Origin of the sequence: Pseudomonas marginalis (assembly GCF_024169655.1) — a bacterium.
In the GTDB taxonomy this organism is placed as follows: domain Bacteria; phylum Pseudomonadota; class Gammaproteobacteria; order Pseudomonadales; family Pseudomonadaceae; genus Aquipseudomonas; species Aquipseudomonas paraveronii.
This window is the reverse complement of record NZ_JALJWV010000001.1, coordinates 5,743,750-5,768,739: the sequence shown is the minus strand read 5'-3', so window position 1 is coordinate 5,768,739 and position 24,990 is coordinate 5,743,750. Positions and strand designations below refer to the sequence as shown.

General features: G+C 61.1%; 22 protein-coding genes. 11 read left to right on the top strand and 11 right to left on the bottom strand.

Annotated elements, in window-relative coordinates; genetic code table 11:
- Positions 1-35: 35 nt before the first annotated feature.
- On the bottom strand, positions 36-629 hold the full coding sequence (betI, locus tag J2Y83_RS26690; RefSeq protein ID WP_253399821.1) for a transcriptional regulator BetI: 594 nt from the start codon (positions 627-629) through the stop codon (positions 36-38).
- A 390-nt stretch (positions 630-1,019) separates the two neighbouring features.
- Here betI and J2Y83_RS26685 point away from each other — a divergent pair, with 390 nt between their 5' ends.
- Positions 1,020-2,954 (top strand): BCCT family transporter, encoded by a 1,935-nt coding sequence (locus J2Y83_RS26685; RefSeq protein ID WP_253400450.1) that lies wholly within the window; start codon positions 1,020-1,022, stop codon positions 2,952-2,954.
- Positions 2,955-3,123: 169 nt separating this feature from the next.
- Here the strand turns inward: J2Y83_RS26685 and choV are convergent, their stop codons facing one another.
- The 3 genes from choV to J2Y83_RS26670 form a co-directional block, all read right to left on the bottom strand.
- Positions 3,124-4,302: a choline ABC transporter ATP-binding protein gene (gene choV / locus J2Y83_RS26680; protein ID WP_253399819.1), complete on the bottom strand. Its 1,179-nt coding sequence runs from the start codon at positions 4,300-4,302 to the stop codon at positions 3,124-3,126.
- Positions 4,299-5,147 carry a choline ABC transporter permease subunit gene (choW, locus tag J2Y83_RS26675; protein ID WP_247397755.1) on the bottom strand — a complete coding sequence of 283 codons (849 nt, stop codon included), beginning with the start codon at positions 5,145-5,147 and terminating at the stop codon, positions 4,299-4,301. The genes choV and choW overlap by 4 nt, the downstream gene beginning before the upstream one ends.
- Positions 5,148-5,216: 69 nt before the next feature.
- The gene (locus J2Y83_RS26670; RefSeq protein ID WP_247397752.1) at positions 5,217-6,164 is read right to left on the bottom strand and encodes a choline ABC transporter substrate-binding protein; all 948 of its coding nucleotides are present in this window, start codon (positions 6,162-6,164) and stop codon (positions 5,217-5,219) included.
- Between the two features lie 424 nt (positions 6,165-6,588).
- Between J2Y83_RS26670 and J2Y83_RS26665 the strand changes: the two genes are divergently transcribed.
- Both J2Y83_RS26665 and J2Y83_RS26660 read left to right on the top strand, forming a co-directional pair.
- A complete protein-coding gene (locus tag J2Y83_RS26665) occupies positions 6,589-7,965 on the top strand; it encodes an L-serine ammonia-lyase (RefSeq protein WP_253399816.1) in 1,377 nt (458 codons plus the stop codon).
- A 501-nt stretch (positions 7,966-8,466) separates the two neighbouring features.
- The gene (locus J2Y83_RS26660; protein WP_017844931.1) at positions 8,467-9,570 is read left to right on the top strand and encodes a GlxA family transcriptional regulator; all 1,104 of its coding nucleotides are present in this window, start codon (positions 8,467-8,469) and stop codon (positions 9,568-9,570) included.
- Between the two features lie 94 nt (positions 9,571-9,664).
- Here the strand turns inward: J2Y83_RS26660 and J2Y83_RS26655 are convergent, their stop codons facing one another.
- Positions 9,665-9,928 carry a hypothetical protein gene (locus J2Y83_RS26655; protein ID WP_247397743.1) on the bottom strand — a complete coding sequence of 88 codons (264 nt, stop codon included), beginning with the start codon at positions 9,926-9,928 and terminating at the stop codon, positions 9,665-9,667.
- 307 nt (positions 9,929-10,235) lie between these two features.
- Between J2Y83_RS26655 and J2Y83_RS26650 the strand changes: the two genes are divergently transcribed.
- Both J2Y83_RS26650 and J2Y83_RS26645 read left to right on the top strand, forming a co-directional pair.
- On the top strand, positions 10,236-11,525 hold the full coding sequence (locus J2Y83_RS26650) for an AAA family ATPase (RefSeq protein ID WP_253399814.1): 1,290 nt from the start codon (positions 10,236-10,238) through the stop codon (positions 11,523-11,525).
- Entirely contained in the window at positions 11,522-12,127 is a 606-nt protein-coding gene (locus J2Y83_RS26645) for a hypothetical protein (RefSeq protein ID WP_253399812.1), read from the top strand. The genes J2Y83_RS26650 and J2Y83_RS26645 overlap by 4 nt, the downstream gene beginning before the upstream one ends.
- Positions 12,128-12,200: 73 nt before the next feature.
- On the opposite strand, the gene J2Y83_RS26640 is transcribed toward J2Y83_RS26645, so the two are convergent.
- The 4 genes from J2Y83_RS26640 to J2Y83_RS26625 form a co-directional block, all read right to left on the bottom strand.
- Positions 12,201-12,677, bottom strand: coding sequence for a thioesterase family protein (locus tag J2Y83_RS26640; RefSeq protein ID WP_253399810.1), 477 nt, complete (start codon positions 12,675-12,677; stop codon positions 12,201-12,203).
- A 13-nt stretch (positions 12,678-12,690) separates the two neighbouring features.
- Positions 12,691-13,656 carry an L-carnitine dehydrogenase gene (locus tag J2Y83_RS26635; protein ID WP_253399808.1) on the bottom strand — a complete coding sequence of 322 codons (966 nt, stop codon included), beginning with the start codon at positions 13,654-13,656 and terminating at the stop codon, positions 12,691-12,693.
- An 85-nt stretch (positions 13,657-13,741) separates the two neighbouring features.
- Positions 13,742-14,629, bottom strand: a complete 888-nt coding sequence (locus J2Y83_RS26630; RefSeq protein WP_253399806.1) for a 3-keto-5-aminohexanoate cleavage protein — start codon at positions 14,627-14,629, stop codon at positions 13,742-13,744.
- Positions 14,630-14,716: 87 nt separating this feature from the next.
- Positions 14,717-15,661: a choline ABC transporter substrate-binding protein gene (locus tag J2Y83_RS26625; RefSeq protein WP_253399805.1), complete on the bottom strand. Its 945-nt coding sequence runs from the start codon at positions 15,659-15,661 to the stop codon at positions 14,717-14,719.
- Positions 15,662-15,854: 193 nt separating this feature from the next.
- On the opposite strand from J2Y83_RS26625, the gene J2Y83_RS26620 reads away from it, so the two are divergent.
- Positions 15,855-16,799, top strand: a complete 945-nt coding sequence (locus tag J2Y83_RS26620) for a GlxA family transcriptional regulator (protein WP_247403257.1) — start codon at positions 15,855-15,857, stop codon at positions 16,797-16,799.
- 135 nt (positions 16,800-16,934) lie between these two features.
- Here J2Y83_RS26620 and J2Y83_RS26615 read toward each other — a convergent pair whose 3' ends face one another.
- Entirely contained in the window at positions 16,935-17,351 is a 417-nt protein-coding gene (locus J2Y83_RS26615; protein ID WP_253399804.1) for a DUF3010 family protein, read from the bottom strand.
- 41 nt (positions 17,352-17,392) lie between these two features.
- The gene (locus tag J2Y83_RS26610) at positions 17,393-17,794 is read right to left on the bottom strand and encodes a lysozyme inhibitor LprI family protein (protein WP_247403253.1); all 402 of its coding nucleotides are present in this window, start codon (positions 17,792-17,794) and stop codon (positions 17,393-17,395) included.
- Positions 17,795-18,013: 219 nt separating this feature from the next.
- On the opposite strand from J2Y83_RS26610, the gene J2Y83_RS26605 reads away from it, so the two are divergent.
- The 5 genes from J2Y83_RS26605 to etfA all read left to right on the top strand — a co-directional run bounded on the left by J2Y83_RS26605 (position 18,014) and on the right by etfA (position 24,987).
- Entirely contained in the window at positions 18,014-18,991 is a 978-nt protein-coding gene (locus tag J2Y83_RS26605) for a dipeptidase (protein ID WP_017849539.1), read from the top strand.
- A gap of 51 nt (positions 18,992-19,042) precedes the next feature.
- The gene (locus J2Y83_RS26600) at positions 19,043-19,573 is read left to right on the top strand and encodes a DUF5943 domain-containing protein (RefSeq protein WP_027606002.1); all 531 of its coding nucleotides are present in this window, start codon (positions 19,043-19,045) and stop codon (positions 19,571-19,573) included.
- Between the two features lie 16 nt (positions 19,574-19,589).
- Complete coding sequence (gene dgcA / locus J2Y83_RS26595) at positions 19,590-21,650, top strand: dimethylglycine demethylation protein DgcA (RefSeq protein WP_253399803.1); 2,061 nt, start codon at positions 19,590-19,592, stop codon at positions 21,648-21,650.
- Between the two features lie 173 nt (positions 21,651-21,823).
- A complete protein-coding gene (gene dgcB / locus J2Y83_RS26590; RefSeq protein ID WP_253399802.1) occupies positions 21,824-23,767 on the top strand; it encodes a dimethylglycine demethylation protein DgcB in 1,944 nt (647 codons plus the stop codon).
- Positions 23,767-24,987, top strand: coding sequence for an electron transfer flavoprotein subunit alpha (gene etfA, locus J2Y83_RS26585; protein WP_253399801.1), 1,221 nt, complete (start codon positions 23,767-23,769; stop codon positions 24,985-24,987). The genes dgcB and etfA overlap by 1 nt, the downstream gene beginning before the upstream one ends.
- The last annotated feature ends 3 nt before the right edge of the window (positions 24,988-24,990 follow it).

The following is a 24,990-nucleotide window of genomic DNA, read 5'->3' as shown; positions in this document are numbered from 1 at the left end:
GGCAGACGTTCAGGGGTTGAGCGGGTATGTGTGCTCTAACTCACCTGCTTGGCCAATTGGAAATCCATGTATTCGTAAGCGATCCGTTGCGCCTGCTCCGTGTCGAACTCATCTCCCGACAGGGCGCCGCGCAACCACAAACCGTCGATCAAGGCCGCCAGGCCTCGGGCTGCGCTGCGTGCGTCGGGCAGCGGCAATACGCGGCGGAACTGGCAGCACAGGTTGGAATACAGACGTTGATCGTTGATCCGCTGCAACCTGTGCAAAGACGGGTGATGCATGCTGGCGGCCCAGAAGGCCAGCCAGGTTTTCATTGCCGGTCCATTGACCTGGCTGGCATCGAAGTTGCCCCCGATGATTACCTGAATGTGTGCCCGCGGGCTGTCATCCTTCAGCGCCAGCCTGCGTTCATGGACGTTCTCGATCAGCACGTTCATCAGGTAGCGCATCGTCGCGGCGATCAGGCCGTTCTTGTCCTTGAAGTAGTGACTGATGATGCCGTTCGAAACACCGGCCAAACGGGCGATCAGCGCAATGCTGGCATCTCCCATTCCGACTTGATCGATGGCCGTCAGCGTGGCTTCGATCAGTTGTTGGCGGCGTATGGGTTGCATACCGACCTTGGGCATGGAGTACCTCTCCTCAGGCCTGCCGGCGGGCGATAACGTCCGTCGACTTGATGGCCAGTCTATTTTGTTTTGATTGAACGTTCAATCAACAAAGAATAAGCTCTGCGACAAATTGCCGCTGCCTGCCGGTATTTCCTACGGGTAAGTAGCGACATCTGACACCTGCAAAAACCCTTGAAACAGGCCATTTCAGAGCCTGAACACCGCCTCGGCGGCCTCAAGAATTTTCGGGGTGTCTTTATAACACCCGTCCGTCGACTGCCGAAAAATCGATGAGCACGGGATCACCGTTGCCTTGTGTTTCTCTCTCGCACTGCCTGGAGCATCTGCGCCATGAGTTCTGCCTCTCTAATAAAGACCCCACCGGAAAAGGTGCGGGTCAACGGTTGGGTGTTCTACACCTCCACCGCGCTGATTCTGTTGCTGACCGCCATTTTGATCATTGCCCCGCAAGAGGCCGGCCGGATGCTCGGCGTGGCGCAGGCATGGTTATCGAAAAGTTTCGGCTGGTACTACATGGTGGTGATCGCCGCCTACCTGGTATTCGTGGTCGGCCTGGCGTTTTCGTCCTACGGCAAGTTGAAACTGGGCAGTAAGGACGACACCCCGGACTTCAGCTACGGCGCCTGGGCCGGCATGCTGTTCTCGTCGGGTATCGGCATCTCGCTGCTGTACTTCGGCGCATCGGAGCCGTTGGACCATTACTTCAACCCGCCCGAAGGCGCGGCCGCCAGCAACGGCGCGGCGCGCCAGGCGTTGCAACTGACGTTCCTGCACTGGGGCCTGCACGGCTGGGCGATCTATGCCCTGGTCGGCCTGGCCGTGGCGTACTTCGCCTATCGGCACAACCAGCCGCTGGCCCTGCGTTCGGCGTTGTACCCACTGGTGGGCGAGCGTTGGGTCAAAGGCGCGGCCGGCCACGCGGTCGACGGATTCGGCATGTTCGTGACCCTGCTGGGCCTGGTGACCAACCTCGGTATCGGCGCGATGCAGGTGTCGTCCGGCCTGGAAAACCTGTTCGGCATGCAGCACAGCAACACCAACCTGCTGATCGTGATCATCGTGATGAGCACCGTGGCGACCATCGCCGCGGTGTCGGGGGTGGAAAACGGCATTCGTCGCCTGTCCAACCTCAACATCGTGTTGTTCAGCGGTTTGCTGATCTTCGTGCTGTTGTTCGGCCCGACCTTGCACCTGCTCAACGGCCTGGTGCAGAACACCGGTGACTACCTCAACGGCATCATCCTGAAAACCTTCGACCTGTATGTGTACGCAGGCGACGCCGACAAGACCGAACGCTGGATGGGCCTGTGGACCTTGTTCTATTGGGCCTGGTGGATTTCCTGGGCGCCGTTCGTGGGCATGTTCATCGCGCGGATTTCCCGTGGTCGCACGGTGCGTGAACTGGTGGCCGGCGTGCTGCTGATCCCGCTGGGCTTCACCCTGGCGTGGTTGTCGATCTTCGGTAACTCGGCCCTGGACCTGGTGTTGAACCAGGGCGCGGTGGAGTTGGGCAAGACGGCGCTGGAACAACCGTCGATGGCCATCTACCAGTTGCTGGAGCATTACCCGGCGTCGAAAATCGTCATCGGTGTGTCGATCTTTGTCGGCTTTGTACTGTTCCTGACCCCGGCGGATTCCGGCGCGGTGATGATGGCCAACCTTTCCTGCAAAGGCGGCAACGTGGACGAAGATGCGCCGCACTGGCTGCGGATCTTCTGGTCGGCAGTGATCACCCTGGTGACCATCGGCCTGCTGTTCGCGGGTAACTTCGAAGCCATGCAAACCATGGTGGTGCTGGCGGGGCTGCCGTTCTCGGTGGTGCTGATTGTGTTTATGTTCGGTTTGCACAAAGCGATGCGCCAGGACGCGGCGACGGAGCTGGAGCAGGCGCAATTGGCCGAGCGTGGCCGTCGTGGTTTCAGCGAGCGCTTGACCGCCCTGGACCTGCAGCCGAGCCAGTCCACCGTGCAGCGCTTTATGGACAAGCACGTCACGCCGGCGCTGGAACACGCGGCGACGGCATTGCGCGAGCAGGGGTTGGAGGTGCAGACGCTGTTGGGCAAATCCAAGCGTTGCATCGGTGTGCGCATCGAGATGGAAGAGGGCAACCCGTTTGTCTACGAAGTGAGCCTGGACGGCTACGCGGTGGCGTCGGACGAGCAGCCTGAGGCAGAGCGCACCCGTTACTACCGTGCCGAGGTGTACCTGCACAACGGGCCTCAGGAGTACGACCTGATGGGCTTCGCCCAGGAACAGATCACCCGGGACGTGCTCGATCAGTTTGAAAGCCATCGGCAGCTCCTTGGCCGTGTCTATAGCTGATGGTTGAAGCCTGGTGGTGTCCCCACTGACACCACTGGGGCAAAAAATGTGGGAGGGGCGGTGCGACGATTCGACTTGCCCCCGATTGCAGTGTGTCAGTCAGCTCATCTGTTGCTGATACACCGCCATCGGGGGCAAGCCCCCTCCCACAGTTGTTATGCGGTGTTTGTTAGCCCAGGTTTTTGCCTAATAACGCATGGTAGAGCTCGCTGTCGCCAAGAATCCCCACCACCTTGTTGTTGTCATGCAACACCAGCTTGTTCCCCGTCTGGTAGCGAATCTGCAACGCATCGCGCATGCCGATGTTCGAGTCCACCAGTGTCGGCACGCGGCCCAGGCCTTCCACGGGTTGCCCCGGTGCCCAGTTCTGCAGGTTCATCACCACGCCATTCTGGCGCGCGCCCTGGATGGTGTTGCCTTCGGCGAGGTCCAGCCACGAGTCGCCGCCCGGATCGAGGCACACCGAGCCGTTGACGCGTTTGCAGTTGTCCAGTGTGCGCATCAGGCTGCGCCCGCACAGCACGTTCAGCGGGTTGGTATGCGCGACGAAGGTGCGCACATAGTCATCCGCCGGGTTCAGCACGATCTCTTCCGGCACGCTGTACTGGATGATCTTGCCGTCTTTCATGATCGCGATGCGGCTGCCGAGCTTGAGGGCTTCGTCGAGGTCGTGGCTGACGAACACGATGGTCTTGCTCAGCTTGCTTTGCAGTTCCAGCAGCTCATCCTGCAGGCCTTGGCGGATCAGCGGGTCGAGGGCGGAGAAGGGTTCGTCCATCAGCAGGATGTCGGCGTCCATCGCCAACGCGCGGGCCAGGCCGACGCGCTGCTGCATGCCGCCGGAGAGTTCGTCCGGCTTCTTGTTACGCCATTGGCTCAGGCCCACCAGTTCGAGCTTTTCGTCCACCAGCTTGCGCCGGTCTTTCTCCGGGAGGCCCTGCATTTCGAGGCCGAAGCTGATGTTCTCGCGCACCGTCAGCCAGGGCATCAGGGCGAACTTCTGGAACACCATGGCGATGCGTTTGGTGCGCATCATTTTCAGCTCGGCCGGGGTGCAGGAGGCGATGTCGATCTGGCGCCCTTCATGCTCGACGAACAACTGGCCACGGCTGACGGTGTTGAGGCCGTTGATGCAGCGCAGCAGGCTCGACTTGCCGGAGCCTGACAGGCCCATCAGCACACAGATCTCGCCTTTTTCCACGTCCAGGCTGGCTTTTTCAACACCGACGATCTGGCCGGTTTTTTTCAGGATCTCGTTACGGCTCATGCCCTGGTCCAGCAGCTTGAGCGCTTCGCGTGGGTCTTTGGAGAAGATCACGTCGACATTGTCGAATCGGATAATGCTCATGCATCACCCCCTACTTTCTTGGCGTCGGGTTGTTTGCAGATGCGGTCGAGCATGATGGCCAGCAGCACAATCGCCAGGCCGGCTTCAAAGCCCAGGGCGATGTCGGCGGTGTTCAGTGCGTTGACCACCGGCTTGCCGAGGCCGTCGGCACCCACCAGGGCCGCGATCACCACCATCGACAGCGACAGCATGATGCATTGGGTAATGCCGGCCGCAATGCTCGGCATGGCGTAGGGCAGTTCAATGCGTGAGAGCAACTGACGGCGCGAGCAGCCGAAGGCCTTGCCGGCGTCCATCAACTCTTGCGGTACATCGCGGATACCCAGGTAGGTCAGGCGGATCGGCGCGGCAATCGCGAACACCACCGTGGAAATCAACCCGGGGACCACACCCAGCCCGAAGAGGGTCAGGGTAGGGATGAGGTAGACGAAGGTCGGTACGGTCTGCATCAGATCGAGCACCGGCCGCATCAGGGTGTAGAACAGCGGTTTGTGCGCGGCAACAATGCCCAGCGGCACACCGATGACCACGCAGACCAGGGTGGCGAACAGCACCTGCGCCAGGGTCTCCATGGTTTCCTGCCAGTACCCCAGGTTGAGGATCAGCAGGAAGGAGGCGATGACAAACACCGTCAGGCCCCATTTACGTTGAATAAAGTGAGCGAGTAGCGCAATCAGACCGATCAATGCCAGCGGATTGAACCAGGTCAGCGCGAACGTCACGCCGTGGATCATCGTTTCCAGTGTCGATGCGATTGCGTCGAAGTAGTTGGCGCCATGTTGGGTCAACCATTCGACGAAGGCAGCGATGTACTGGCCTAGTGGGATTTTCTGTTCAGTCAGCATGGTAGTGAATGTCCACATGCGAGGGGGGAAAACATCCCGGGGCAGCGCACCGCCCCGGGGTCAGCGGTGTTACTTGGCGAGGTAGGCTTTCACGGCGTCGAGTCCAGGTTTGCCATCAACGGTGGTGACACCGGCGAGCCAGGTGTCGAGCACTTGCGGGTTCTTTTTCAGCCAGGCCTTGGCCGCGGCGTCGGGTTTCATCTTGTCGTCCAGGACGTTACCCATCAGGGTGCTTTCCATGTTCAGCGTGAACGACAGGTTTTTCAGCAACTGACCGACGTTGCTGCATTCCTGGGTGTAGCCCTTGCGCACGTTGGTGTAGATGGTGGCCTGGCCGTAGTTGGGGCCGAACGAATCGTCACCGCCGGTCAGGTACTTCATCTTGAAGCGGGTGTTCATCGGGTGCGGTTCCCAGCCGAGGAACACGATGGCCTTGCCGCGCTTGGTGGCGCGTTCGACCTGCGAGAGCATCCCGGCTTCGCTGGACTCGACCACTTTGAAACCGGCCGACTTCAAGCCAAACGCGTCTTTGTCGATCAGCGTTTGAATGGTGCGGTTGCCGTCGTTGCCGGGTTCGATGCCGTAGATTTTGCCTTCCAGCTCATCCTTGAATTTGGCGATATCGGCGAAGTCTTTCAGGCCTTTGTCATACAGCGCCTCGGGAACGGCCAGGGTGTACTTGGCGTTCTCCAGGTTGGCGCGCACGGTTTCCACGGTGCCGGCATCACGGTACTGCTTGATGTCGTTTTCCATGGTCGGCATCCAGTTGCCGAGGAAGATGTCCATGTTCTTACCGTCGGCCAGCGACTTGTAGGTCACGGGTACCGAAATCATCGTGGTGCGCGGCTTGTAGCCGAGGCCCTTGAGGATTTCGCTGGTGGTCGCGGTCGTCACGGTGATGTCGGTCCAGCCGACATCGGAGAAGTTGACGGTCTGACATTGTGCCGGTTCTGCAGCGTGCGCCAGGACTGGCAGACTCAGCATGGCGGCCAACAACAACGAGGGTGAACCTTTCATGGGGCTAGACTCCTGTGTGTTTTCTGGCGGCATTCGCCGCGCTTTATAAGTGTTGCGGTTGGAGCGTGCCTTGAAGCGGCGGCACGGTGCCTTGCAAACGAGTCGAGACTGATCATGTACCAGTGAAAATCTGACGCCTACAGGGGGCGTCGTATCCAGTACAGGCAGGGTCGCATCCAGTGTCGGTGACGTCGTTTACAGGTTTTTCCCACGGCTAAACGGCTGTTTTTGCCCATCTGCACCGCTAAAAACGCCCAAAACAGGCCATTGCTCGTGAGCGACGCTGGTGAGCATGGTTGCGTCGGTGTGAGACGCCGTGATGACGGATAAAAGCCTGATGATGCCGCCATCTGGGCCGTCTGGGCGATCTGAGCGTAGCACCTCGTTCAAGCCTGGCCCGTGCTTATCGAGGAGTTCTACGGCAATGGCTATCAGCGTTTTCGACCTGTTCAAGATCGGCATCGGGCCTTCGAGTTCTCACACCGTCGGCCCCATGCGCGCCGCAGCGTTGTTCGTTCAACGGTTGCGTGAACGTGAACTGTTGGAACAGGTGCGGCGCGTCGAAGTTCAGCTCTACGGCTCACTATCGGCCACCGGCATCGGCCACGGCAGTGATACCGCCACGATAATGGGCCTGATGGGCGAGTGGCCGGACGCAATCGATCCGGCGCAGATCGGCCTGCGTATCCATACCCTGCGCGAGACCGACACGCTGCTGCTGGACGGGCGTTTGCCGGTGCCTTTCGTGTGGGCCCGGGACATGCGCCTGCTCGACGAAAACCTGCCGTTCCACCCCAATGCCATGACCCTGGTGGTGTTCGGCGATGACGGCGAGTTGCATCGCAATACCTACTACTCGGTCGGCGGCGGTTTTGTGGTGGATGAAGCCCAGGCCCAAAGCGGCGTGGCGGATCTGGATCGCACCGAGTTGCCCTATGAGTTTTCCAGCGCGGTGGAACTGTTGCAGTTGTGCAGCAGCCACAACCTGCGTGTTGCCGAACTGATGCTGGCCAACGAAAAAGTCTGGCGCAGCGAAGATGAAATCCGCAGCGGCCTGATGACGCTCTGGCGCGCCATGCAGGCGTGTGTGGAGCAGGGCCTCAAGCACGAAGGCATCCTGCCCGGCGGCCTGAATGTGCGCCGTCGCGCCGCCAAGTTGCACCGCAGTTTGCAGGAGCTGGGCAAGCCCAACGTGATCGGCTCGACCTTGAGCGCGATGGAGTGGGTCAACCTGTACGCCCTGGCGGTCAACGAAGAAAACGCCGCCGGTGGGCGCATGGTCACCGCGCCGACCAATGGCGCGGCGGGGATCATCCCGGCGGTGCTGCACTACTTTATGAAGTTCAGCGACGACGTCACCGAAGCCAACGTGGTCGACTATTTGCTCAGCGCGGCGGCGGTGGGGATTCTGTGCAAAAAGAACGCGTCGATCTCCGGGGCCGAAGTCGGTTGCCAGGGCGAGGTCGGCTCAGCCTGCGCCATGGCGGCGGCGGGGTTGGCAGAGATTCTCGGCGCCACCCCGGAACAACTGTGCAACGCCGCCGAAATCGGCCTGGAACACAACCTCGGCCTGACCTGCGACCCGGTGGGCGGGCTGGTGCAAGTGCCGTGTATCGAGCGCAATGCGATTGCTGCAGTGAAGGCGATCAACGCGGCGCAGATGGCCCTGCGCGGCGATGGCCAGCACTTCATCTCCCTGGACCGGGTGATCCGCACCATGCGCGATACCGGGGCGGACATGCATGATAAGTACAAGGAAACCTCGCGGGGTGGGTTGGCGGTCAGTGCGGTTGAGTGTTGAGACCGTGTCGCCGCTATCGGGGGCAAGCCCCCTCCCACATTTGAAATGCGTTCCCCTGTGGGAGGGGGCTTGCCCCCGATAGCGCCAGTCCAAACAACCCTGCTCATAAAGTGAACACTAAAACCAAAAGCGCCACCTTTTAGCGCGTCGCAAACAGATAAGTACCCCCCAAACACTTTCGCCTTCGACCACCCGTCACCCGTGCTTGTGGTGACAGACGCTTGCTTCGCCCTCAAAGCGCCTACCCACAAGTGCTACCGATCTGCTCACGGCCCTTGAGCGGAGCCGCTTCTGCGTTCGATTCGGGGCATATCCCGCACTTCGCACAGGGGCTTGTCTAGACACATCAAGAGGTCGTTTTCAGGAGTTATTGAATGGCCATTCAAATTTAGGCATGGCATTTGCTCTATCCATTCAAAGCCTCTCTCCGCGCTGGAGCAGAGCGCAATAACAAGAGCCTCGCCTGAGGCCATCACCCGCTTTGTGTGAGGAGATACCGCGATGACGTCGTTCAACTCCGGGGCCCAACCCCAGAACCGTGCGCCTCAATCCATCGGCTTTTTGCTGCTGGACAATTTCACGCTGATTTCCCTGGCTTCGGCAGTGGAACCGCTGCGCATGGCCAACCAGTTGTCCGGCCGCGAGCTGTATCGCTGGACCACCCTGAGTGTCGACGGTAACCAGGTATGGGCCAGCGACGGTCTGCAAATCACGCCCGATGCCGCCATGCACAAAGCCCCGGCCCTGGACACCGTCATCGTGTGCGGCGGCGTGGGTATCCAGCGCACCGTCACCCGTGAACATGTGTCGTGGCTGCAAAGCCAGGCGCGCCAGTCGCGTCGCCTGGGCGCGGTGTGTACCGGCAGTTGGGCCTTGGCCTGCGCCGGGCTGCTCGATGGCTTCGATTGCAGCGTGCACTGGGAATGCCTGGCGTCGATGCAGGAAGCCTTCCCGCGTGTGTCGATGAGCACCCGCCTGTTCACCCTCGACCGCAACCGCTTCACCAGCTCTGGCGGCACTGCGCCGCTGGACATGATGCTGCACCTGATCAGCCGCGACCACGGTCGTGAACTGTCGGCGGCGATCTCCGAGATGTTCGTGTACGAGCGCATCCGCAATGAACAGGATCACCAGCGTGTGCCGCTCAAGCACATGCTCGGCACCAACCAGCCGAAGTTGCAGGAAATCGTCGCGCTGATGGAAGCCAACCTCGAAGAGCCGATCGACCTGGATGAGCTGGCGGTGTACGTCGCCGTGTCGCGGCGCCAACTGGAGCGGCTGTTCCAGAAATACCTGCACTGCTCGCCGTCGCGCTACTACCTCAAGCTGCGCCTGATTCGCGCACGGCAGTTGCTCAAGCAAACGCCGATGTCGATCATCGAAGTGGCGTCGGTGTGCGGGTTCGTGTCCACGCCGCACTTCTCCAAGTGCTACCGCGAATACTTCGGCATTCCGCCACGGGATGAGCGCGTCGGCTCCAACACCACCCAGCAAGTGGCGATGATGCCAATTCCGCCGGCGCTGGTGTTGTCACCGTTGTCGGGGCCGATGTCGGCGTTGAGCCAGGCGCGCAATGAGTCGACGTTTGCCAGTGTAAGGCTCTAAACCGCGTCGCCTGCATCGGGGGCAAGCCCCCTCCCACATTTGACTGTATTCACAATTCGAGTGTGGAAGGGGGCTTGCCCCCGATAGCGGTCTATCAGGCGCCGGATTTCTGTTTGAACTGCATCAGCGCCGGCAACAACTGCTTATCGATCGCCTGCCGCACCGCCGGCAAAATCGTCGCGCTGCCGCTGTACATCTGCTCAACCATCTTCTTGAGCGCCTTGGCCCGTGCCTCGCTCAAACCGCGCACCGCACATTCACAGGCCTGCTCGGCGCTGGCGCCGCTGGACACCTCGAAACCCAGCGAGCGCAGTTGGTTCAGCAGGTCATCCTGGTCAATTAAATCCGCGTGCATCATGACGTTTATCCTGGTGAAGGGAGCGGGGGGATTGATTTGGATTCTGGTAGCCGTCGACCCCCATCGGCAAGGGCGGAACACGGGAATGGCTCAGATGGCTATGAGCATGTCGTTTTCAGAGCGTTTACCGATGGATGCATTTTGAGGCTGTGATGGGCAAGGGATAGCTAGTGTTATTGTTTGGCATTAGCATTGCCACAGTTCGAATGCACAGAATGCCTATAAGCTGTTTACAGTGATGGGTTTGTATCCGCTTTGTTGACACTTAACCCAGCCCAGGCTCTCAGGCAAACCAGAAGGTAATGCAATGCTAAAGCTCTTGTCTCTCAAAGGTGTCGGCCCTGCTGAAAAGTTTGGTCCGGTTGAGTTCGCACCTCGCCTCAACTTCATCACGGGTGACAATGGTCTTGGTAAAAGTTTCCTACTGGATGCTGCCTGGTGGGCTTTGACGCGGACATGGGCGCGTGGCTCAGAGGCTATTCCTAGAGAGTCGTCGAGATCGGCCAGCATTGAGTTTGCGTTCAGCAAGGTGACGACGGGGGACAAAGCCGGTGAAGTCCATTTCAAAGAGGGTGTTTGGCGTCAGCCGAAGGCGCGTCCCTCCATCCCTGGAATCGTTATTTATGCGGGAGTAGACGGCAGCTTCTCTGCTTGGGACCCCGCGCGTAACTATTGGACTGATCAACAGGCCGGGACTGAAGAAAAAATTCGGGCATTTAACTTTTCTCCAGATGAGGTATGGAACGGCGCTGTGTCCGAAAAGGGTACCAATATCTGCAATGGCTTAATTCATGATTGGGTCCGATGGCAGCGGACCGCAGGTGACTCCTCTTTCAAAGAGTTGACTGTGGCACTGGATGCACTGTCTCCATCAGGCATTGAAAAGTTGTCGCCTGGTGAGCCTTGCCATATTGGTCCTCTGGATGAAACCGAATACCCAACCTTGCGAATGCCATATGGCCTTGATGTCCCGCTGGTGCATGCCTCTGCGGGTATGCGTCGAATTGCTGCGTTAGCCTACATGATTGTCTGGACGTGGAACGGTCATAAGCGAGCGTGCAAACAGCGAAAAGTTAACCCTGCCAAAGAGATCATCTTTCTGATCGACGAAGTCGAGTGCCATTTGCATCCGCAATGGCAGCGTCGAATCGTCCCTGCCCTGCTTAAAGTGGTAGAGGAAATGACGCAAGAGAAGGTCGCTGTACAACTGATTGTGGCAACCCACTCCCCTTTGGTATTGGCATCGGCCGAGCCTGAATTTATTGAAGAAAAAGATGCAGTTTTCAATATTCATCTTGAAGGAGGGCAGGCCAGAATCACCAAAGAGGTATGGTCCAAGCAGGGCGATGTAGTGAACTGGTTGGTGTCGGACGTTTTTGGTTTGCAACAGGCCCGCTCGGTGGCAGCGGAGGAAGCTATCGAAGCCGCCGAAGCGTGGATGCGTGGTGATAAGGAAGAGTTGCCGGAAAACTTGGCAACGCAATCAGCTATTCATCAGGAACTGGTTCGTGTCTTGCCCGGCCTAGATGACTTTTGGCCGCGATGGATAATGTCTCAGGGAAAACCCGAGAAAGGGTCGAAAGGAAAAAGGTCATGACACCCGTTTTGAACCCTATTCCCGAGCCTGAAAAATTTGACGAGAAATGTCGAAAGCCAGGCGACCTCTGGTTGAAAGCAAACCCGACAGCCGAGCGGCCGAGAGACTTGTGGTCCCCTTTCAGGCATGCGCTTGCCGATGGGTTTGATGACCGATGTGGTTATGCCGCAATGTATATTCCCAGCGGTACAGTCGATCACGGCATCAGTTTCAACGAAGACCCGTTGCTCGCCTATGAATGGTCGAACTACCGATTTATTGATGGATGGATCAACAGCTCTAAAAGTAAGCAGGTGGCTGCTGATTTATTGGACCCCTTCGAAGTGCAGGAGGGGTGGTTTGAGATCAGTTTGCCGTCTCTCCAGTTGGTATTGACTGACGCGGTCCCTGCGGAATTTAGAGCGCGCGCTGAGAACACCCTGAAAAAGCTACCGCTTAGGGATGATGAGCGGATATTGAGGCCTCGACGCAAATGGCTAAGCCTTTACGAGAAGACCGGAAATTTAGATATGCTCCGTGAAATGGCTCCTCTTATTGCTGCCGCTGTTGAAAAGAAACTGGCTTTGGAAGCGGTCCATGCGCCAGCGTCGGGGAATCAGTGAACCACCGCAGCAATCACTGCGATTAAGTACGCAAATCGATAACAGCGGCGGTGGTTTTCGGGGTGGCTCCTGATTATTTCCTGGCTGGCAATCCAATCACTCGGCCGAGGAGGGCGGGGCGCGGCAGTTCGGCTTGTTCGGCGCCGATGGCCGCGAGTGTTGCCAAGGTCTTCGCGCTGAACGGGGTGGCGTGCGGCCCGGCGAGGTCGACGTGCAGCAGCATCTGTTCGTTGCCCGCCAGTTCCTTGTCGTCGCTCACCCAGTGCAGGCTGTGATAGAGGTGCAGGCGCTTGGCATCGTGCGCGATCAGTTGGGTGCGCACCTCCACCTCGGCGCCGAGTTTCACTTCGTGCAGGTAGTTCAGGTGCAGCTCCAGGGTGAACAGCGAGTGGCCGCTGGCGGCGCGGTTTTCGCTGTCCAGGCCCAGGGTGTCCATCAGCGCGTCGGTGGCGTAGCTGAAGATCAGCAGGTAGAACGCGTCGCGCAGGTGGCCGTTGTAGTCCACCCAGTCGGGGTGGACCTGTGTGGTGTAGGTGGTCAGTGCGGGCATGCTGGGGTTTCCCTTATTCGGCGAAGGTCATGCCGTGCTTGGCTTTGGTGGTCTTCACCGCTTCCAGTACCGCCAGCAGGCAATCATCACGATAGCGCTCCAGCGCCGAAATGCTGTGTTGGCCCAACTGAGCGCTGGTGCCGTCGACCACATCGTCGATCAACTTGTCGGTCAGTTCCGGTGCCGGCAGGTAGGTCCACGGCAACTGCAACGCCGGGCCGAACTGCGCCATGAAGTGGCGCATCCCGGCATCGCCGCCGGCCAGGGTGTAGGTCAGGAACGTACCCATGAACGACCAGCGCAAGCCGGCGCCAAAACGGATCGCGTCATCGATCTCGCCGGTGGTGGCGACGCCATCGTTGACCAGGTGCAGCGCCTCACGCCACAAGGCTTCGAGCAGGCGGTCGGCGATAAAGCCGGGGACTTCCTTGCGCACATGCAGCGGGCGCATGCCCAGGGATTGATACACCTTGATCGCCGCCTGGATCGCCTCGGGCGCGGTGTTTTTGCCGCCCACCACTTCCACCAGCGGCAGCAGGTACACCGGGTTGAACGGGTGGCCGACCACGCAGCGCTCCGGGTGCGTCGAGCCCTCGTAGAACTCGCTGGGCAACAGGCCCGAGGTGCTCGAACCGATCAGGGCATTGGGCTTGGCCGCCGCGCTGATTTTGCCGTGCAACTCCAGTTTCAGCTCCAGGCGTTCCGGGGCGCTTTCCTGGATGAAGTCGGCGTCTTTCACGCAGGCTTCGATGGTGCTGACAAAACGCAGGCGCTGCTGGGATGCGCCTGGGGCCAGGCCGTGTTTCTCCAGAGCGCCCCAGGCATTGGCGACGCGTTGGCGCAGCGCGGCTTCGGCGCCGGGCGCCGGGTCCCAGGCCACCACATCGAGGCCGTGGGCGAGGGCGCGGGACACCCAACCGCTGCCGATCACACCGCTGCCGAGGGCAGCGAAGATTTTGATATCTGTAATAAAAGGCATGGCGACATTCCTGAATAATGGGGCGAACCCCTGTGGGAGGGGGCAAGCCCCTCCCACAGGTTTTGATCCGGTTTGGGTCGGGGGGTTAGCCGCGTTTTTTGAGGCCCATTTTTATGCGCCCTTCGGCTGGGGTCATGACCCGCGCGCCCAGGCGGCTGAGGATTTCACTGGCGCGTTCCACCAGTTGACCGTTGGTGGCCAGCACGCCCTTGTCCAGCCACAGGTTGTCTTCCAGGCCGACCCGCACGTTGCCGCCGAGCAGCACCGCCTGCGCCGCCATCGGCATTTGCATGCGGCCGATGCCGAAGCCGGCCCACACTGCGTCGGCGGGCAGGTTGTCGACCATGGCTTTCATGGTGGTGGTGTCGGCCGGCGCGCCCCACGGGATGCCCAGGCACAGTTGGAACAACGGGTCGTCGAGCAGGCCTTCCTTGATCATCTGCTTGGCGAACCACAGGTGGCCGGTGTCGAAGATTTCCAGTTCGGCTTTTACGCCCAGTTCCTGGATACGTTTGGCGCCGGCCCGCAGTTGCGCCGGGGTCGACACGTAAATGGTGTCGCCATCGCCGAAGTTCAGCGTGCCGCAGTCCAGCGTGCAGATTTCCGGCAGCAGCGCTTCCACATGGGCCAGGCGGGTCAGCGGGCCGACCAGGTCGGTGTTGGGGCCGAATGCCATCGGGTTTTCGCCGCCGCCGATCTCCAGGTCGCCGCCCATGCCAGCGGTGAGGTTGACGATGATGTCGACGTCGGCCTCACGGATGCGCTCCATCACTTCGCGGTACAAGGCGACGTCGCGGCTGAACTTGCCGGTCTCGGGGTTGCGCACATGGCAATGCACCACGGTGGCGCCGGCCTTGGCGGCTTCCACGGCGGCGGCGGCGATTTGTTTGGGGGTGACCGGCACATGGGGGCTTCTGGCGCTTGTGTCGCCAGCACCGGTGAGTGCGCAGGTGATGATGACGTCGTGGTTCATGGGGCAGGTTCCTTACAGGCGTGATTTCAAGGCGTAGCGAGGCCGTTCGCGGTCAGGCACGACCGCGAAACGGTGCGTCGAATACCGTTATTTGCTGGTCAGTTGCAGGTTGGCGGCGGCCGGTTTGCCGTCGAAGGTGGTCACGCCTTCGAGCCAGCGCTGCTGGTCTTGCGGGTGGTCCTTGAGCCACTGCTTGGCGGACTCGAATGCGTCCTTGTGATCCAGCAACGGCTGCATCATTCGGCTCTCGTCGGCGGCGGTGAAGGTCAGGTTGGTCAGCAGCTTGTGGACGTTGGGGCACTGCTCGGCGTAGGTCGGCGAGGTGACGCTCCACACGGTGGCCATGCCTTCGTTCGGTCCCAGGGCGTCTTCGCTGCCGGTGAGGTAGGTCATCGCGATGTTGACGTTCATCGGGTGCGGCGCCCAGCCGAAGAACACCACGGCTTCCTTGCGGCGCACCGCGCGGTCGACGGCGGCGAGCATGCCGGCTTCGCTGGACTCCACTAGCTGGAATTTGCCAAGGCCGAACTGGTTCTTGGCGATCATCGCCTTGATCTGGGTGTTGGCGCCCGAGCCTGGCTCGATACCGTAGAGCTTGCCGCCCAGTTCTTTCTCGAACTTGGCGATGTCGGCGAAGGTTTTCAGGCCTTTGTCCGCCAGATAAGTCGGCACCGCCAGCGTGGCGCGTGCGTCTTCCAGGCTCGGTTTGTCGAGGACCTTGACCTGCTTGGCGTCGACGAACGGCGCGATGGTCTGGGTCATCAGCGGGTTCCAGTAGCCGAGGAACAGGTCCAGGCGCTGGTCGCGGATACCGGCGAAGATGATTTGCTGGGACGCGCTGGTTTGTTTGGTCTTGTAGCCGAGGCCGTCGAGCAACACTTGGGTCATGGCGCTGGTGGCGATCACGTCGGTCCAGTTCACCACGCCCATGCGCACGTTCTGGCAGGAGGGCGCGTCGGCCGCGAGGACGCTGGTGCTCAAGATGGCGCTGGCGCTGAATGCGAGCACGCAGCGGCTGATCAGTCGGTTCATGGTGGTTCCCTCGGCAGGTCGTTATTGTGGGGGCCGGCGTCTTTATGCGCCGTGCGATCACGTTACGCAGCTTGAGGGGCGACAAAACGCACGGCGGCGACCGGCTCTTGCACTGCAGCGACCTGTGCTCTTGAATGGGCCGTTGAACTGGCGTATCACAGTGACCACGCTGCCGGTCCTACGAGAGCGCACCATGTCCCAGGATTTCTACTTTCTGCTGATGCCGGGGTTCTCGGCCATCGGCTTTATCTCTGCGCTCGAACCGCTGCGGGTGGCCAACCGCTTTCGTGGCGAGTTGTACCGCTGGCATGTATTGAGCGCCGATGGCGGCGCGGTGCTGGCGAGCAATGGCATGTCGGTCAACGCCGACGCGGCGCTGGAGCCGCTGAAAAAGGGCGCGACGCTGATGGTGGTCGCCGGTTTCGAACCGCTCAAATTCGCCACCCCGGCCCTCGAACACTGGCTGCGCCGCCTCGACTATGACGGCGTGACCCTTGGCGCCATCGACACCGGCGCCTGCATCCTGGCCGAAGCCGGGCTGCTCGACGGTCACCGTCTGACCCTGCACTGGGAAGCCATCGACGCGTTCAAGGAAGCGTATCCACAGCTGACGGTGACCCAGGAACTCTTCGAGATCGACCGCCGCCGCATCACCTGCGCCGGCGGCACCGCCTCCATCGACCTGATGCTCGACCTGATCAGCCAGGCCCATGGGCCCGAGTTGGCGATCCAGGTTTCCGAACAATTCGTGCTCGGGCGCATCCGCCCACGCAAAGACCACCAGCGCATGCAGATCGTCACGCGTTACGGCATCAACAACAAGAAGTTGGTGCAGGTGATCGGCGAGATGGAACAACACACCGAGCCGCCGCTGAGCACCCTGGCCCTGGCCGAGGCGATCAAAGTGACGCGACGCCAATTGGAGCGGCTGTTTCGCCTGCATCTGAACGACACGCCGAGCAACTTCTACCTCGGCCTGCGCCTGGAAAAAGCCCGGCAACTGCTGCGCCAGAGCGACATGAGCGTGCTGGAGGTGAGCCTTGCCTGCGGGTTTGAGTCGCCGTCGTATTTCACCCGCCGTTATCGGGCGCGGTTTGCCAAGTGTCCGCGGGAGGATCGGCGACGGGAGGTGGTGTGAACGTAGGTCCTACACGCGACAACGATCAAATGTGGGAGGGGGCTTGCCCCCGATAGCGGTGTGTCAGCCACTCATGTGCTGCTGATCCACCGTCATCGGGGGCAAGCCCCCTCCCACAGTAAATTGTCGGTGTGCTTATTTTTTTATCAGGGCCGAACACGCTGCCTTGAAGGCTTCATGTTGGTATTTGTTCAGCGTCGTCGGCAGATCAAAGTTGTGCTTCTTGTTCTGCGCATTGAGGGTCTGCGGCGACAGCAGCGTCACTTCAACACCGTCGAGCAACTGAAACACCCCTTCAATCTTGAACGTGGTCGGGCCACCGGCGAATTCGCCTTTTTTGCTGCGCTTCTTGATGGCGATGCGTTCGATGGCGTTGTCCCGCACGAACGCCTTCACCTGGGCCGCGAAGGCTTTGACGTTGGCTGCTTCATCGTCGTCTTCAAGGGCGATTTTCTTGGTGGCCAGGGCGACGTGGGTCAGTGTCTGGTCGTCCAGGGAGGCAACGGCGAAGATGGCTTCGCTGCCTTTGATTTCGATGCCGCAGGTTTTCATGAATGGCCTTGGTTCAGATTGAAAGTGGCAAGGATTGTCGCCTATTCCTGCCCGATCGACTCCAAAAACTCCGACCGTTCATCACTCATCCGCGCCAGGCAATCGTTCAGCTCGATCGCATAAGGTTTGGTGCCGGTCACCGCCGGGAAGGTGTCCACTGCGCAATCGGCGTCGCGCAATTTTTCCCACTTCTGCTGGGCATCCTTCAGACGAGCGGTAATGTCCGCCAGTTGCGTCTTGTTGCTGCCATAGGTCGAGCCCATGCGCTCCAACAGCCCTTGATAGTTATCCTTGAGCAGTTGTTCGGCGGTGGTTTTGTTGTAGGTGGCGCATTCCAGGGTTTGCTTGTCGTTTTCGATGCCGTCGCACGGCGTGCTGTCGGTGTCTTCGGCCGCGTGGACGCCGGTTGCGATGAGTGCCAAAGCCAGGAAAATTGATTTCATTGCGCCGTCTCATATCGGTTGATGCGCGAATTCTGGCCCAAGCGTAAGACAAAGAACAGCCGTCAGACAGACCTGTCATAGCGACCTTCGTCGCGGATTGACGCTTTCGGCAATTCCCCTGTCGTTTTTGCACCCGGTCCGGTCGGCCCCTCGGCATATGCTGACCCCAAAGCGCCGGCAGACGATTCGGCGCACGAATCGCCAATAAGGGGACGCCTGATGAGCCCAGCGCAATTACACGCCGACAGCATCGTTATCGACGGGCTGATCATTGCCAAGTGGAACCGCGAGCTGTTCGAGGACATGCGCAAAGGCGGCCTGACCGCTGCCAACTGCACCGTGTCGGTGTGGGAAGGGTTCCAGGCCACGATCAATAACATCGTCGCCAGCCAGACCCTGATCCGCGAGAACAGCGACCTGGTGATCCCGGTGAAAACCACCGCCGACATCCGCAAAGCCAAGGAACAGGGCAAGACCGGCATCATCTTCGGCTTCCAGAATGCCCATGCGTTTGAAGACCAGCTCGGCTACGTCGAGATCTTCAAGCAGCTGGGCGTCGGTGTGGTGCAGATGTGCTACAACACCCAGAACCTGGTCGGTACCGGTTGCTACGAACGCGATGGCGGGCTGTCGGGCTTCGGTCGTGAGATCGTCGGCGAGATGAACCGCGTCGGCATCATGTGCGACCTGTCCCACGTCGGCTCCAAGACCAGCGAAGAGGTCATCCTCGAATCGAAAAAACCGGTGTGCTACTCCCACTGCCTGCCTTCCGGGCTCAAGGAGCACCCGCGCAACAAGTCCGATGAAGAGCTGAAGTTCATTGCCGACCACGGCGGTTTTGTCGGCGTGACCATGTTCGCGCCGTTCCTCGCCAAGGGCATCGATTCGACCATCGACGACTACGCCGAAGCCATCGAATACACCATGAACATCGTCGGCGAAGACGCCATCGGCATCGGCACCGATTTCACCCAGGGCCATGGCCAGGATTTCTTCGAGATGCTGACCCATGACAAGGGCTACGCCCGCCGCCTGACCAGCTTCGGCAAGATCATCAACCCCCTGGGCATCCGCACCGTGGGCGAGTTTCCCAACCTCACCGAGACCCTGCTCAAGCGCGGCCACAGCGAACGCGTGGTGCGCAAGATCATGGGCGAGAACTGGGTCAACGTCTTGAAGGACGTGTGGGGCGAATAAGCCAAACACCCACGGGCAACACCACTACGAATTTTCTGGAGTTAAGTTTCCATGGCCAAGATCGCCCCGCAATTGCCTATCGAAGTCGACAGCGAAACCGGTGTCTGGACCTCCGACGCCCTGCCAATGCTGTACGTACCGCGCCATTTCTTCGTCAACAACCACATGGGCATCGAAGAAGTCCTCGGTGCCGAGGCCTACGCCGAGATCCTCTACAAGGCCGGCTACAAATCCGCCTGGCACTGGTGTGAAAAAGAAGCCGAATGCCACGGCCTCGAAGGTGTGGCGGTGTTCGAACACTACATGAAGCGCCTGTCGCAACGCGGCTGGGGCCTGTTCAAGATCCAGGACATCGACCTCGACAAAGGCACCGCCAGCGTCAAGCTCGAGCACTCGGCGTTCGTCTACGTGTACGGCAAGGTCGGGCGCAAGGTCGACTACATGTTCACCGGTTGGTTTGCCGGCGCCATGGACCAGATTCTGCAAGCACGCGGCAGCCAGATTCGCACCGTGGCCGAACAAGTCTACGGCGGCTCCGAAGAGGGCCACGACGACGGCCTGTTCACCGTCAAGCCGTTGTAAGTCGAGGAACCCTGCCATGGCTTTCGAAGCAATGTTCGCGCCGATCCAGATCGGCAAACTGACCATCCGCAACCGCGTGCTCAGTACCGCCCACGCCGAGGTGTATGCCACCGACGGCGGCATGACCACCGACCGCTATGTGAAGTACTACGAAGAGAAAGCCAAGGGCGGGATCGGCCTGGCCATCTGCGGCGGGTCTTCCAGCGTGGCGATCGACAGCCCGCAAGGCTGGTGGAAATCGGTGAACCTGGCCGACGACCGGATCATCCCGCACTTCCAGAACCTGGCCGATGCCATGCACAAGCATGGCGCCAAGATCATGATCCAGATTACCCACATGGGCCGCCGCTCGCGCTGGGACGGCGAGCATTGGCCGACCCTGCTGTCGCCCTCGGGCATCCGCGAGCCGGTACACCGTGCGACCTGCAAGACCATCGAGCCGGAAGAAATCTGGCGCGTGATCGGCAACTACGCCAGCGCGGCAGCGCGTGCGAAAGCCGGTGGTCTGGACGGCGTGGAACTGTCGGCGGTGCACCAGCACATGATCGACCAGTTCTGGAGCCCGCGCGTCAACAAGCGCACCGACGAATGGGGCGGCAGCTTTGAAAACCGCATGCGTTTCGGCCTGGAAGTGCTCAAGGCGGTGCGTGCCGAGGTAGGCCCGGACTTCTGCGTCGGTATCCGCCTGTGCGGCGATGAATTCCACCCGGATGGTTTGTCCCACGAGGACATGAAGCAGATCGCCAAGTACTACGACGACACCGGCATGCTCGACTTTATCGGCGTGGTCGGCTCGGGTTGCGATACGCACAACACCCTGGCCAACGTCATCCCGAACATGAGTTATCCACCGGAGCCGTTCCTGCATCTGGCGGCCGGGATCAAGGAAGTGGTCAAGGCCCCGGTGCTGCACGCGCAGAACATCAAGGACCCGAACCAGGCCACGCGCATCCTCGAAGGCGGCTATGTGGACATGGTCGGCATGACCCGCGCCCACATCGCCGACCCGCACCTGATCGCCAAGATCAAGATGGGCCAGATCGACCAGATCAAGCAGTGCGTCGGCGCCAACTATTGCATCGACCGCCAGTACCAGGGCCTGGATGTGCTGTGCATCCAGAACGCCGCGACCTCCCGTGAATACATGGGCGTGCCGCACATCATCGAGAAATCCACCGGGCCCAAGCGCAAGGTGGTGGTGGTCGGTGCCGGTCCCGCCGGGATGGAAGCCGCGCGCGTTGCTGCTGAACGTGGTCACGACGTGACCCTGTTCGAGAAAAAAGCCTTTATCGGTGGGCAAATCACCACCGCGTCCAAAGCCCCGCAGCGCGACCAGATCGCCGGGATCACCCGCTGGTTCCAACTGGAACTGGCGCGCTTGAACGTCGAGCTGCGCCTGGGCGTGGCGGCGGACGCGGCGACCATCCTTGACCTGCGCCCGGACGTAGTGGTGCTGGCGGTGGGCGGGCATCCGTTCCTGGAACAGAACGAACACTGGGGCGCGGCCGAAGGCCTGGTGGTCAGCAGTTGGGACGTGCTCGACGGCAAAGTCGCGCCGGGCAAGAACGTGCTGGTCTACGACACCATCTGCGAATTCACCGGTATGTCGGTGGCGGACTTCCTCGCGGACAAGGGCAGCCAGGTCGAGATCGTCACCGACGACATCAAGCCGGGCGTGGCCATCGGCGGTACGTCGTTCCCGACCTACTACCGCAGCATGTACCCCAAGGAAGTGATCATGACCGGCGACATGATGCTGGAAAAGGTCTACCGCGAAGGCGACAAGCTGGTGGCGGTGCTGGAGAACGAATACACCGGCGCCAAAGAGGAGCGGGTGGTCGATCAGGTGGTCGTCGAGAACGGCGTGCGCCCGGATGAAGAGATCTACTACGCCCTCAAGCCCGGCTCGCGCAACAAGGGCCAGATGGACATCGAAGCGCTGTTCGCGATCAAGCCGCAACCGTGCCTGAGCGAAGCGGGCGAGGGCTATTTGCTGTTCCGCATCGGTGACTGTGTGGCGCAGCGCAATACCCACGCTGCGATCTATGACGCCCTGCGCTTGTGCAAGGATTTCTGACCCGACACCGAACCAATGTGGACCCGGTCTGAAAATGTGGGAGGGGGCTTGCCCCCGATAGCGGTGGGTCAGCTACAGCTGTATCAACTGACAGTCCGCCATCGGGGGCAAGCCCCCTCCCACATTCAGACCCGGTTTCACAGTAGATCCGTGTGGTCTGTGGGAGCTTCACCATGTTGAATACTCTTCTTCCGATTCTGCTGTTTGCGGCGCTGGGCCTTGCTGTTCTGGGCGCACTGCGGCGGGCAGCCATGTGGCGCCGTGGGCGGGCGTCGAAGGTCGACTTGATCAAAGGCCTGCTGGCCATGCCCAAGCGCTACATGGTCGACCTGCACCACGTGGTCGCCCGCGATAAATACATCGCCAACACCCACGTCGCCACGGCGCTGGGTTTTGTGCTGTCGGCGCTGCTGGCGATTCTGGTGCATGGGTTCGGCCTGCATAACCGCATCCTCGGTTATGCGCTGTTGCTGGCGTCGGTGCTGATGTTTGTCGGCGCCACGTTTGTGTATCTGCGTCGGCGCAACCCTCCAGCGCGTCTGTCGAAAGGCCCGTGGATGCGCCTGCCGAAAAGCCTGATGGCGTTCGCAGTGAGCTTCTTCCTGGTGACCTTGCCGGTGGCCGGGATTCTGCCGGCGGACTTCGGCGGTTGGTTGCTGGCCGCGTTGCTGAGCGTGGGCGTGCTGTGGGGCGTGTCGGAAATGTTCTTCGGCATGACCTGGGGCGGGCCGATGAAGCACGCCTTCGCCGGTGCCTTGCACCTGGCCTGGCACCGCCGCGCCGAGCGCTTCGGCGGTGGCCGTTCCACCGGCTTGAAGCCGTTGGACCTGAACGATAAAAGCGCGCCCCTGGGTGTGGAAAAACCCAAGGATTTCACCTGGAACCAATTGCTCGGCTTCGACGCCTGCGTGCAGTGCGGCAAGTGCGAAGCCGCCTGCCCGGCGTTCGCCGCCGGCCAGCCGCTGAACCCGAAAAAGCTGATTCAGGACATGGTCGTCGGCCTGGCCGGCGGCACCGATGCCAAGTTCGCCGGCAGCCCGTATCCTGGAAAACCGATCGGCGAACACAGCGGCAACCCGCACCAGCCAATCGTCAACGGCCTGGTGGACGCCGACACCTTGTGGTCCTGCACCACCTGCCGCGCCTGCGTGGAAGAGTGCCCGATGATGATCGAGCACGTGGACGCCATCGTCGACATGCGCCGCCACCTCACCCTGGAAAAAGGCGCCACGCCGAACAAGGGCGCCGAAGTCCTCGAAAACCTGATCGCCACCGACAACCCCGGCGGCTTCGCACCGGGCGGTCGGCTGAACTGGGCGGCGGATTTGAACCTGCCGTTGCTCAGCGAAAAGGGCAGTTGCGAGGTACTGTTCTGGGTCGGCGACGGCGCCTTCGACATGCGCAACCAACGCACCCTGCGCGCCTTCGTCAAAGTGCTGAAAGCGGCCAAGGTCGACTTCGCCGTGCTCGGCCTGGAAGAACGCGACAGCGGCGACGTCGCCCGGCGTTTGGGCGATGAAGCGACCTTCCAACTGCTGGCCACGCGCAATATCCAGACCCTGGCCAAGTACAGCTTCACGCGCATCGTCACCTGCGACCCGCACAGTTTCCATGTGCTGAAAAACGAATACGGCGCCTTCAACGGTGACTATGTCGTACAGCACCACAGCACCTTCATGGCCGAGCTGATCGGCGACGGCGCGTTGAACCTGGGCCAGCACAAAGGCAACAGCGTGACCTATCACGACCCGTGCTACCTGGGCCGCTACAACGGCGAATACGAGGCGCCGCGCCAAGTGCTGCGTGCATTGGGTATCGAGATCAAGGAAATGCAGCGCTCGGGCTTCCGTTCACGCTGCTGTGGCGGCGGCGGTGGCGCGCCGATCACCGACATTCCCGGCAAGCAACGTATCCCCGATATGCGCATGGACGACATCCGCGAAACCGGCGCCGAGCTGGTGGCCGTGGGCTGCCCGCAATGCACCGCGATGCTCGAAGGCGTGGTCGAACCGCGTCCACTGATCAAAGACATCGCCGAGCTGGTGGCCGACGCGTTGCTCGACGACGCCGCGCCTACCAAATCACCGATCAAACGTGAACCTGCGGAGGTGCACTGATGAGCGACATTATCCGCCGCGACCCACGCGCCGAATGGATCGCCCGTAACCGCCTGCACCCGCTGCATGCGGCGATGCAGCCGGTGCAACACAGCTGGATGGGGCCAAACGGCGTCATCCGCAAAAACGTCCATGGTGTCGGTTTTATCGGCCCCAACGGCATCAAACGCATCGACCGCAGCGGCGCCCAACAAGGCGGCGCGGCGAAGCGCACGGCGGCAGTGGACGTGCAGTTGCCGCTGCATCAGGTGGCGGCACCTGCGTTCTACATCAACGTGGTGCCGGACATGGTCGGCGGTCGCCTGAGCAGCCACGACCGTGACCTGCTCGGCCTGGCCCGGCAACTCGCCGGCAGTGACGGTGCGGTGCTGGCGGTGGTGTTTGGTGAACACAAAGAAACCGCGTTTGCCACGGCCGGTGTCGACCGCCTGCTGGTGCTGGAAGGTCACGCCTTCGACGGTTATTCACCGGAGCAACGCGTGCAGGGCCTGCGGGCTGTGGATAACCAGTTCAACCCGCGCCATTGGTTGCTGCCGGACAGCCGCAGCGGTGGCGGCGAACTCGGTCGGCGTTTTGCCGCCAGCCTCAACGAGCGCCCGGCCACGCGGGTCTGGCAGATCAAGGACGAGCAGTGCATCGGCCGTGCCGGTGCCGGTCAGCAAGATTTGGCGCGGCCGCTGCCGCGCCTGATCCTGGCCGCCGCCGAATGCGCTGATCCGGTCAGCGAGACCCGTCATGAAGTGCTGCCCGTAGAGTTATCCACAGCCCTGGCGCGGCGCCTGCCGCGCATCGAAGACCTCGGCGCGGTGGCGGTGGACCCGGCGGCGATTCCGATGGCTGAAGCCGAGTTTATTGTCTCCGGCGGCAACGGCGTGAAGGACTGGGCGCTGTTCCACCAGGCCGCCGCCGCCCTCGGCGCCACCGAAGGCGCCTCGCGGGTCGCGGTGGACGATGGCTTCATGGCCCGCGATCGCCAGGTCGGCGCCAGCGGCACCTGGGTCACGGCGCGGGTGTATGTGGCGGTCGGTATCTCCGGGGCGATCCAGCACCTGCAAGGCATCGGCGCCTGCGACAAGGTGGTGGCGATCAACCTCGACCCTGGCTGCGACATGATCAAGCGTGCCGACCTGTCGGTGATCGGCGACAGCGCCGCGATTCTGCAAGCCTTGATCGCTGCGGTCGAGGCCTTCCGCAACGGCGCCAAGCGCGATGCGGCTTAAGCA

Bases quoted from the DNA above. Each gene is read 5' to 3' on its own strand.
- choV (WP_253399819.1), bottom strand. From the start codon at position 4,302: ATGAGCATTATCCGATTCGACAATGTCGACGTGATCTTCTCCAAAGAC.
- J2Y83_RS26660 (WP_017844931.1), top strand. From the start codon at position 8,467: ATGACGTCGTTCAACTCCGGGGCCCAACCCCAGAACCGTGCGCCTCAA.
- J2Y83_RS26635 (WP_253399808.1), bottom strand. From the start codon at position 13,656: ATGCCTTTTATTACAGATATCAAAATCTTCGCTGCCCTCGGCAGCGGT.
- betI (WP_253399821.1), bottom strand. From the start codon at position 629: ATGCCCAAGGTCGGTATGCAACCCATACGCCGCCAACAACTGATCGAA.
- J2Y83_RS26670 (WP_247397752.1), bottom strand. From the start codon at position 6,164: ATGAAAGGTTCACCCTCGTTGTTGTTGGCCGCCATGCTGAGTCTGCCA.
- J2Y83_RS26610 (WP_247403253.1), bottom strand. From the start codon at position 17,794: ATGAAATCAATTTTCCTGGCTTTGGCACTCATCGCAACCGGCGTCCAC.
- J2Y83_RS26600 (WP_027606002.1), top strand. From the start codon at position 19,043: ATGGCCAAGATCGCCCCGCAATTGCCTATCGAAGTCGACAGCGAAACC.
- J2Y83_RS26625 (WP_253399805.1), bottom strand. From the start codon at position 15,661: ATGAACCGACTGATCAGCCGCTGCGTGCTCGCATTCAGCGCCAGCGCC.
- J2Y83_RS26650 (WP_253399814.1), top strand. From the start codon at position 10,236: ATGCTAAAGCTCTTGTCTCTCAAAGGTGTCGGCCCTGCTGAAAAGTTT.
- J2Y83_RS26630 (WP_253399806.1), bottom strand. From the start codon at position 14,629: ATGAACCACGACGTCATCATCACCTGCGCACTCACCGGTGCTGGCGAC.
- J2Y83_RS26665 (WP_253399816.1), top strand. From the start codon at position 6,589: ATGGCTATCAGCGTTTTCGACCTGTTCAAGATCGGCATCGGGCCTTCG.
- J2Y83_RS26605 (WP_017849539.1), top strand. From the start codon at position 18,014: ATGAGCCCAGCGCAATTACACGCCGACAGCATCGTTATCGACGGGCTG.
- dgcA (WP_253399803.1), top strand. From the start codon at position 19,590: ATGGCTTTCGAAGCAATGTTCGCGCCGATCCAGATCGGCAAACTGACC.
- J2Y83_RS26640 (WP_253399810.1), bottom strand. From the start codon at position 12,677: ATGCCCGCACTGACCACCTACACCACACAGGTCCACCCCGACTGGGTG.
- J2Y83_RS26655 (WP_247397743.1), bottom strand. From the start codon at position 9,928: ATGATGCACGCGGATTTAATTGACCAGGATGACCTGCTGAACCAACTG.
- dgcB (WP_253399802.1), top strand. From the start codon at position 21,824: ATGTTGAATACTCTTCTTCCGATTCTGCTGTTTGCGGCGCTGGGCCTT.
- J2Y83_RS26645 (WP_253399812.1), top strand. From the start codon at position 11,522: ATGACACCCGTTTTGAACCCTATTCCCGAGCCTGAAAAATTTGACGAG.
- choW (WP_247397755.1), bottom strand. From the start codon at position 5,147: ATGCTGACTGAACAGAAAATCCCACTAGGCCAGTACATCGCTGCCTTC.
- J2Y83_RS26620 (WP_247403257.1), top strand. From the start codon at position 15,855: ATGTCCCAGGATTTCTACTTTCTGCTGATGCCGGGGTTCTCGGCCATC.
- etfA (WP_253399801.1), top strand. From the start codon at position 23,767: ATGAGCGACATTATCCGCCGCGACCCACGCGCCGAATGGATCGCCCGT.
- J2Y83_RS26615 (WP_253399804.1), bottom strand. From the start codon at position 17,351: ATGAAAACCTGCGGCATCGAAATCAAAGGCAGCGAAGCCATCTTCGCC.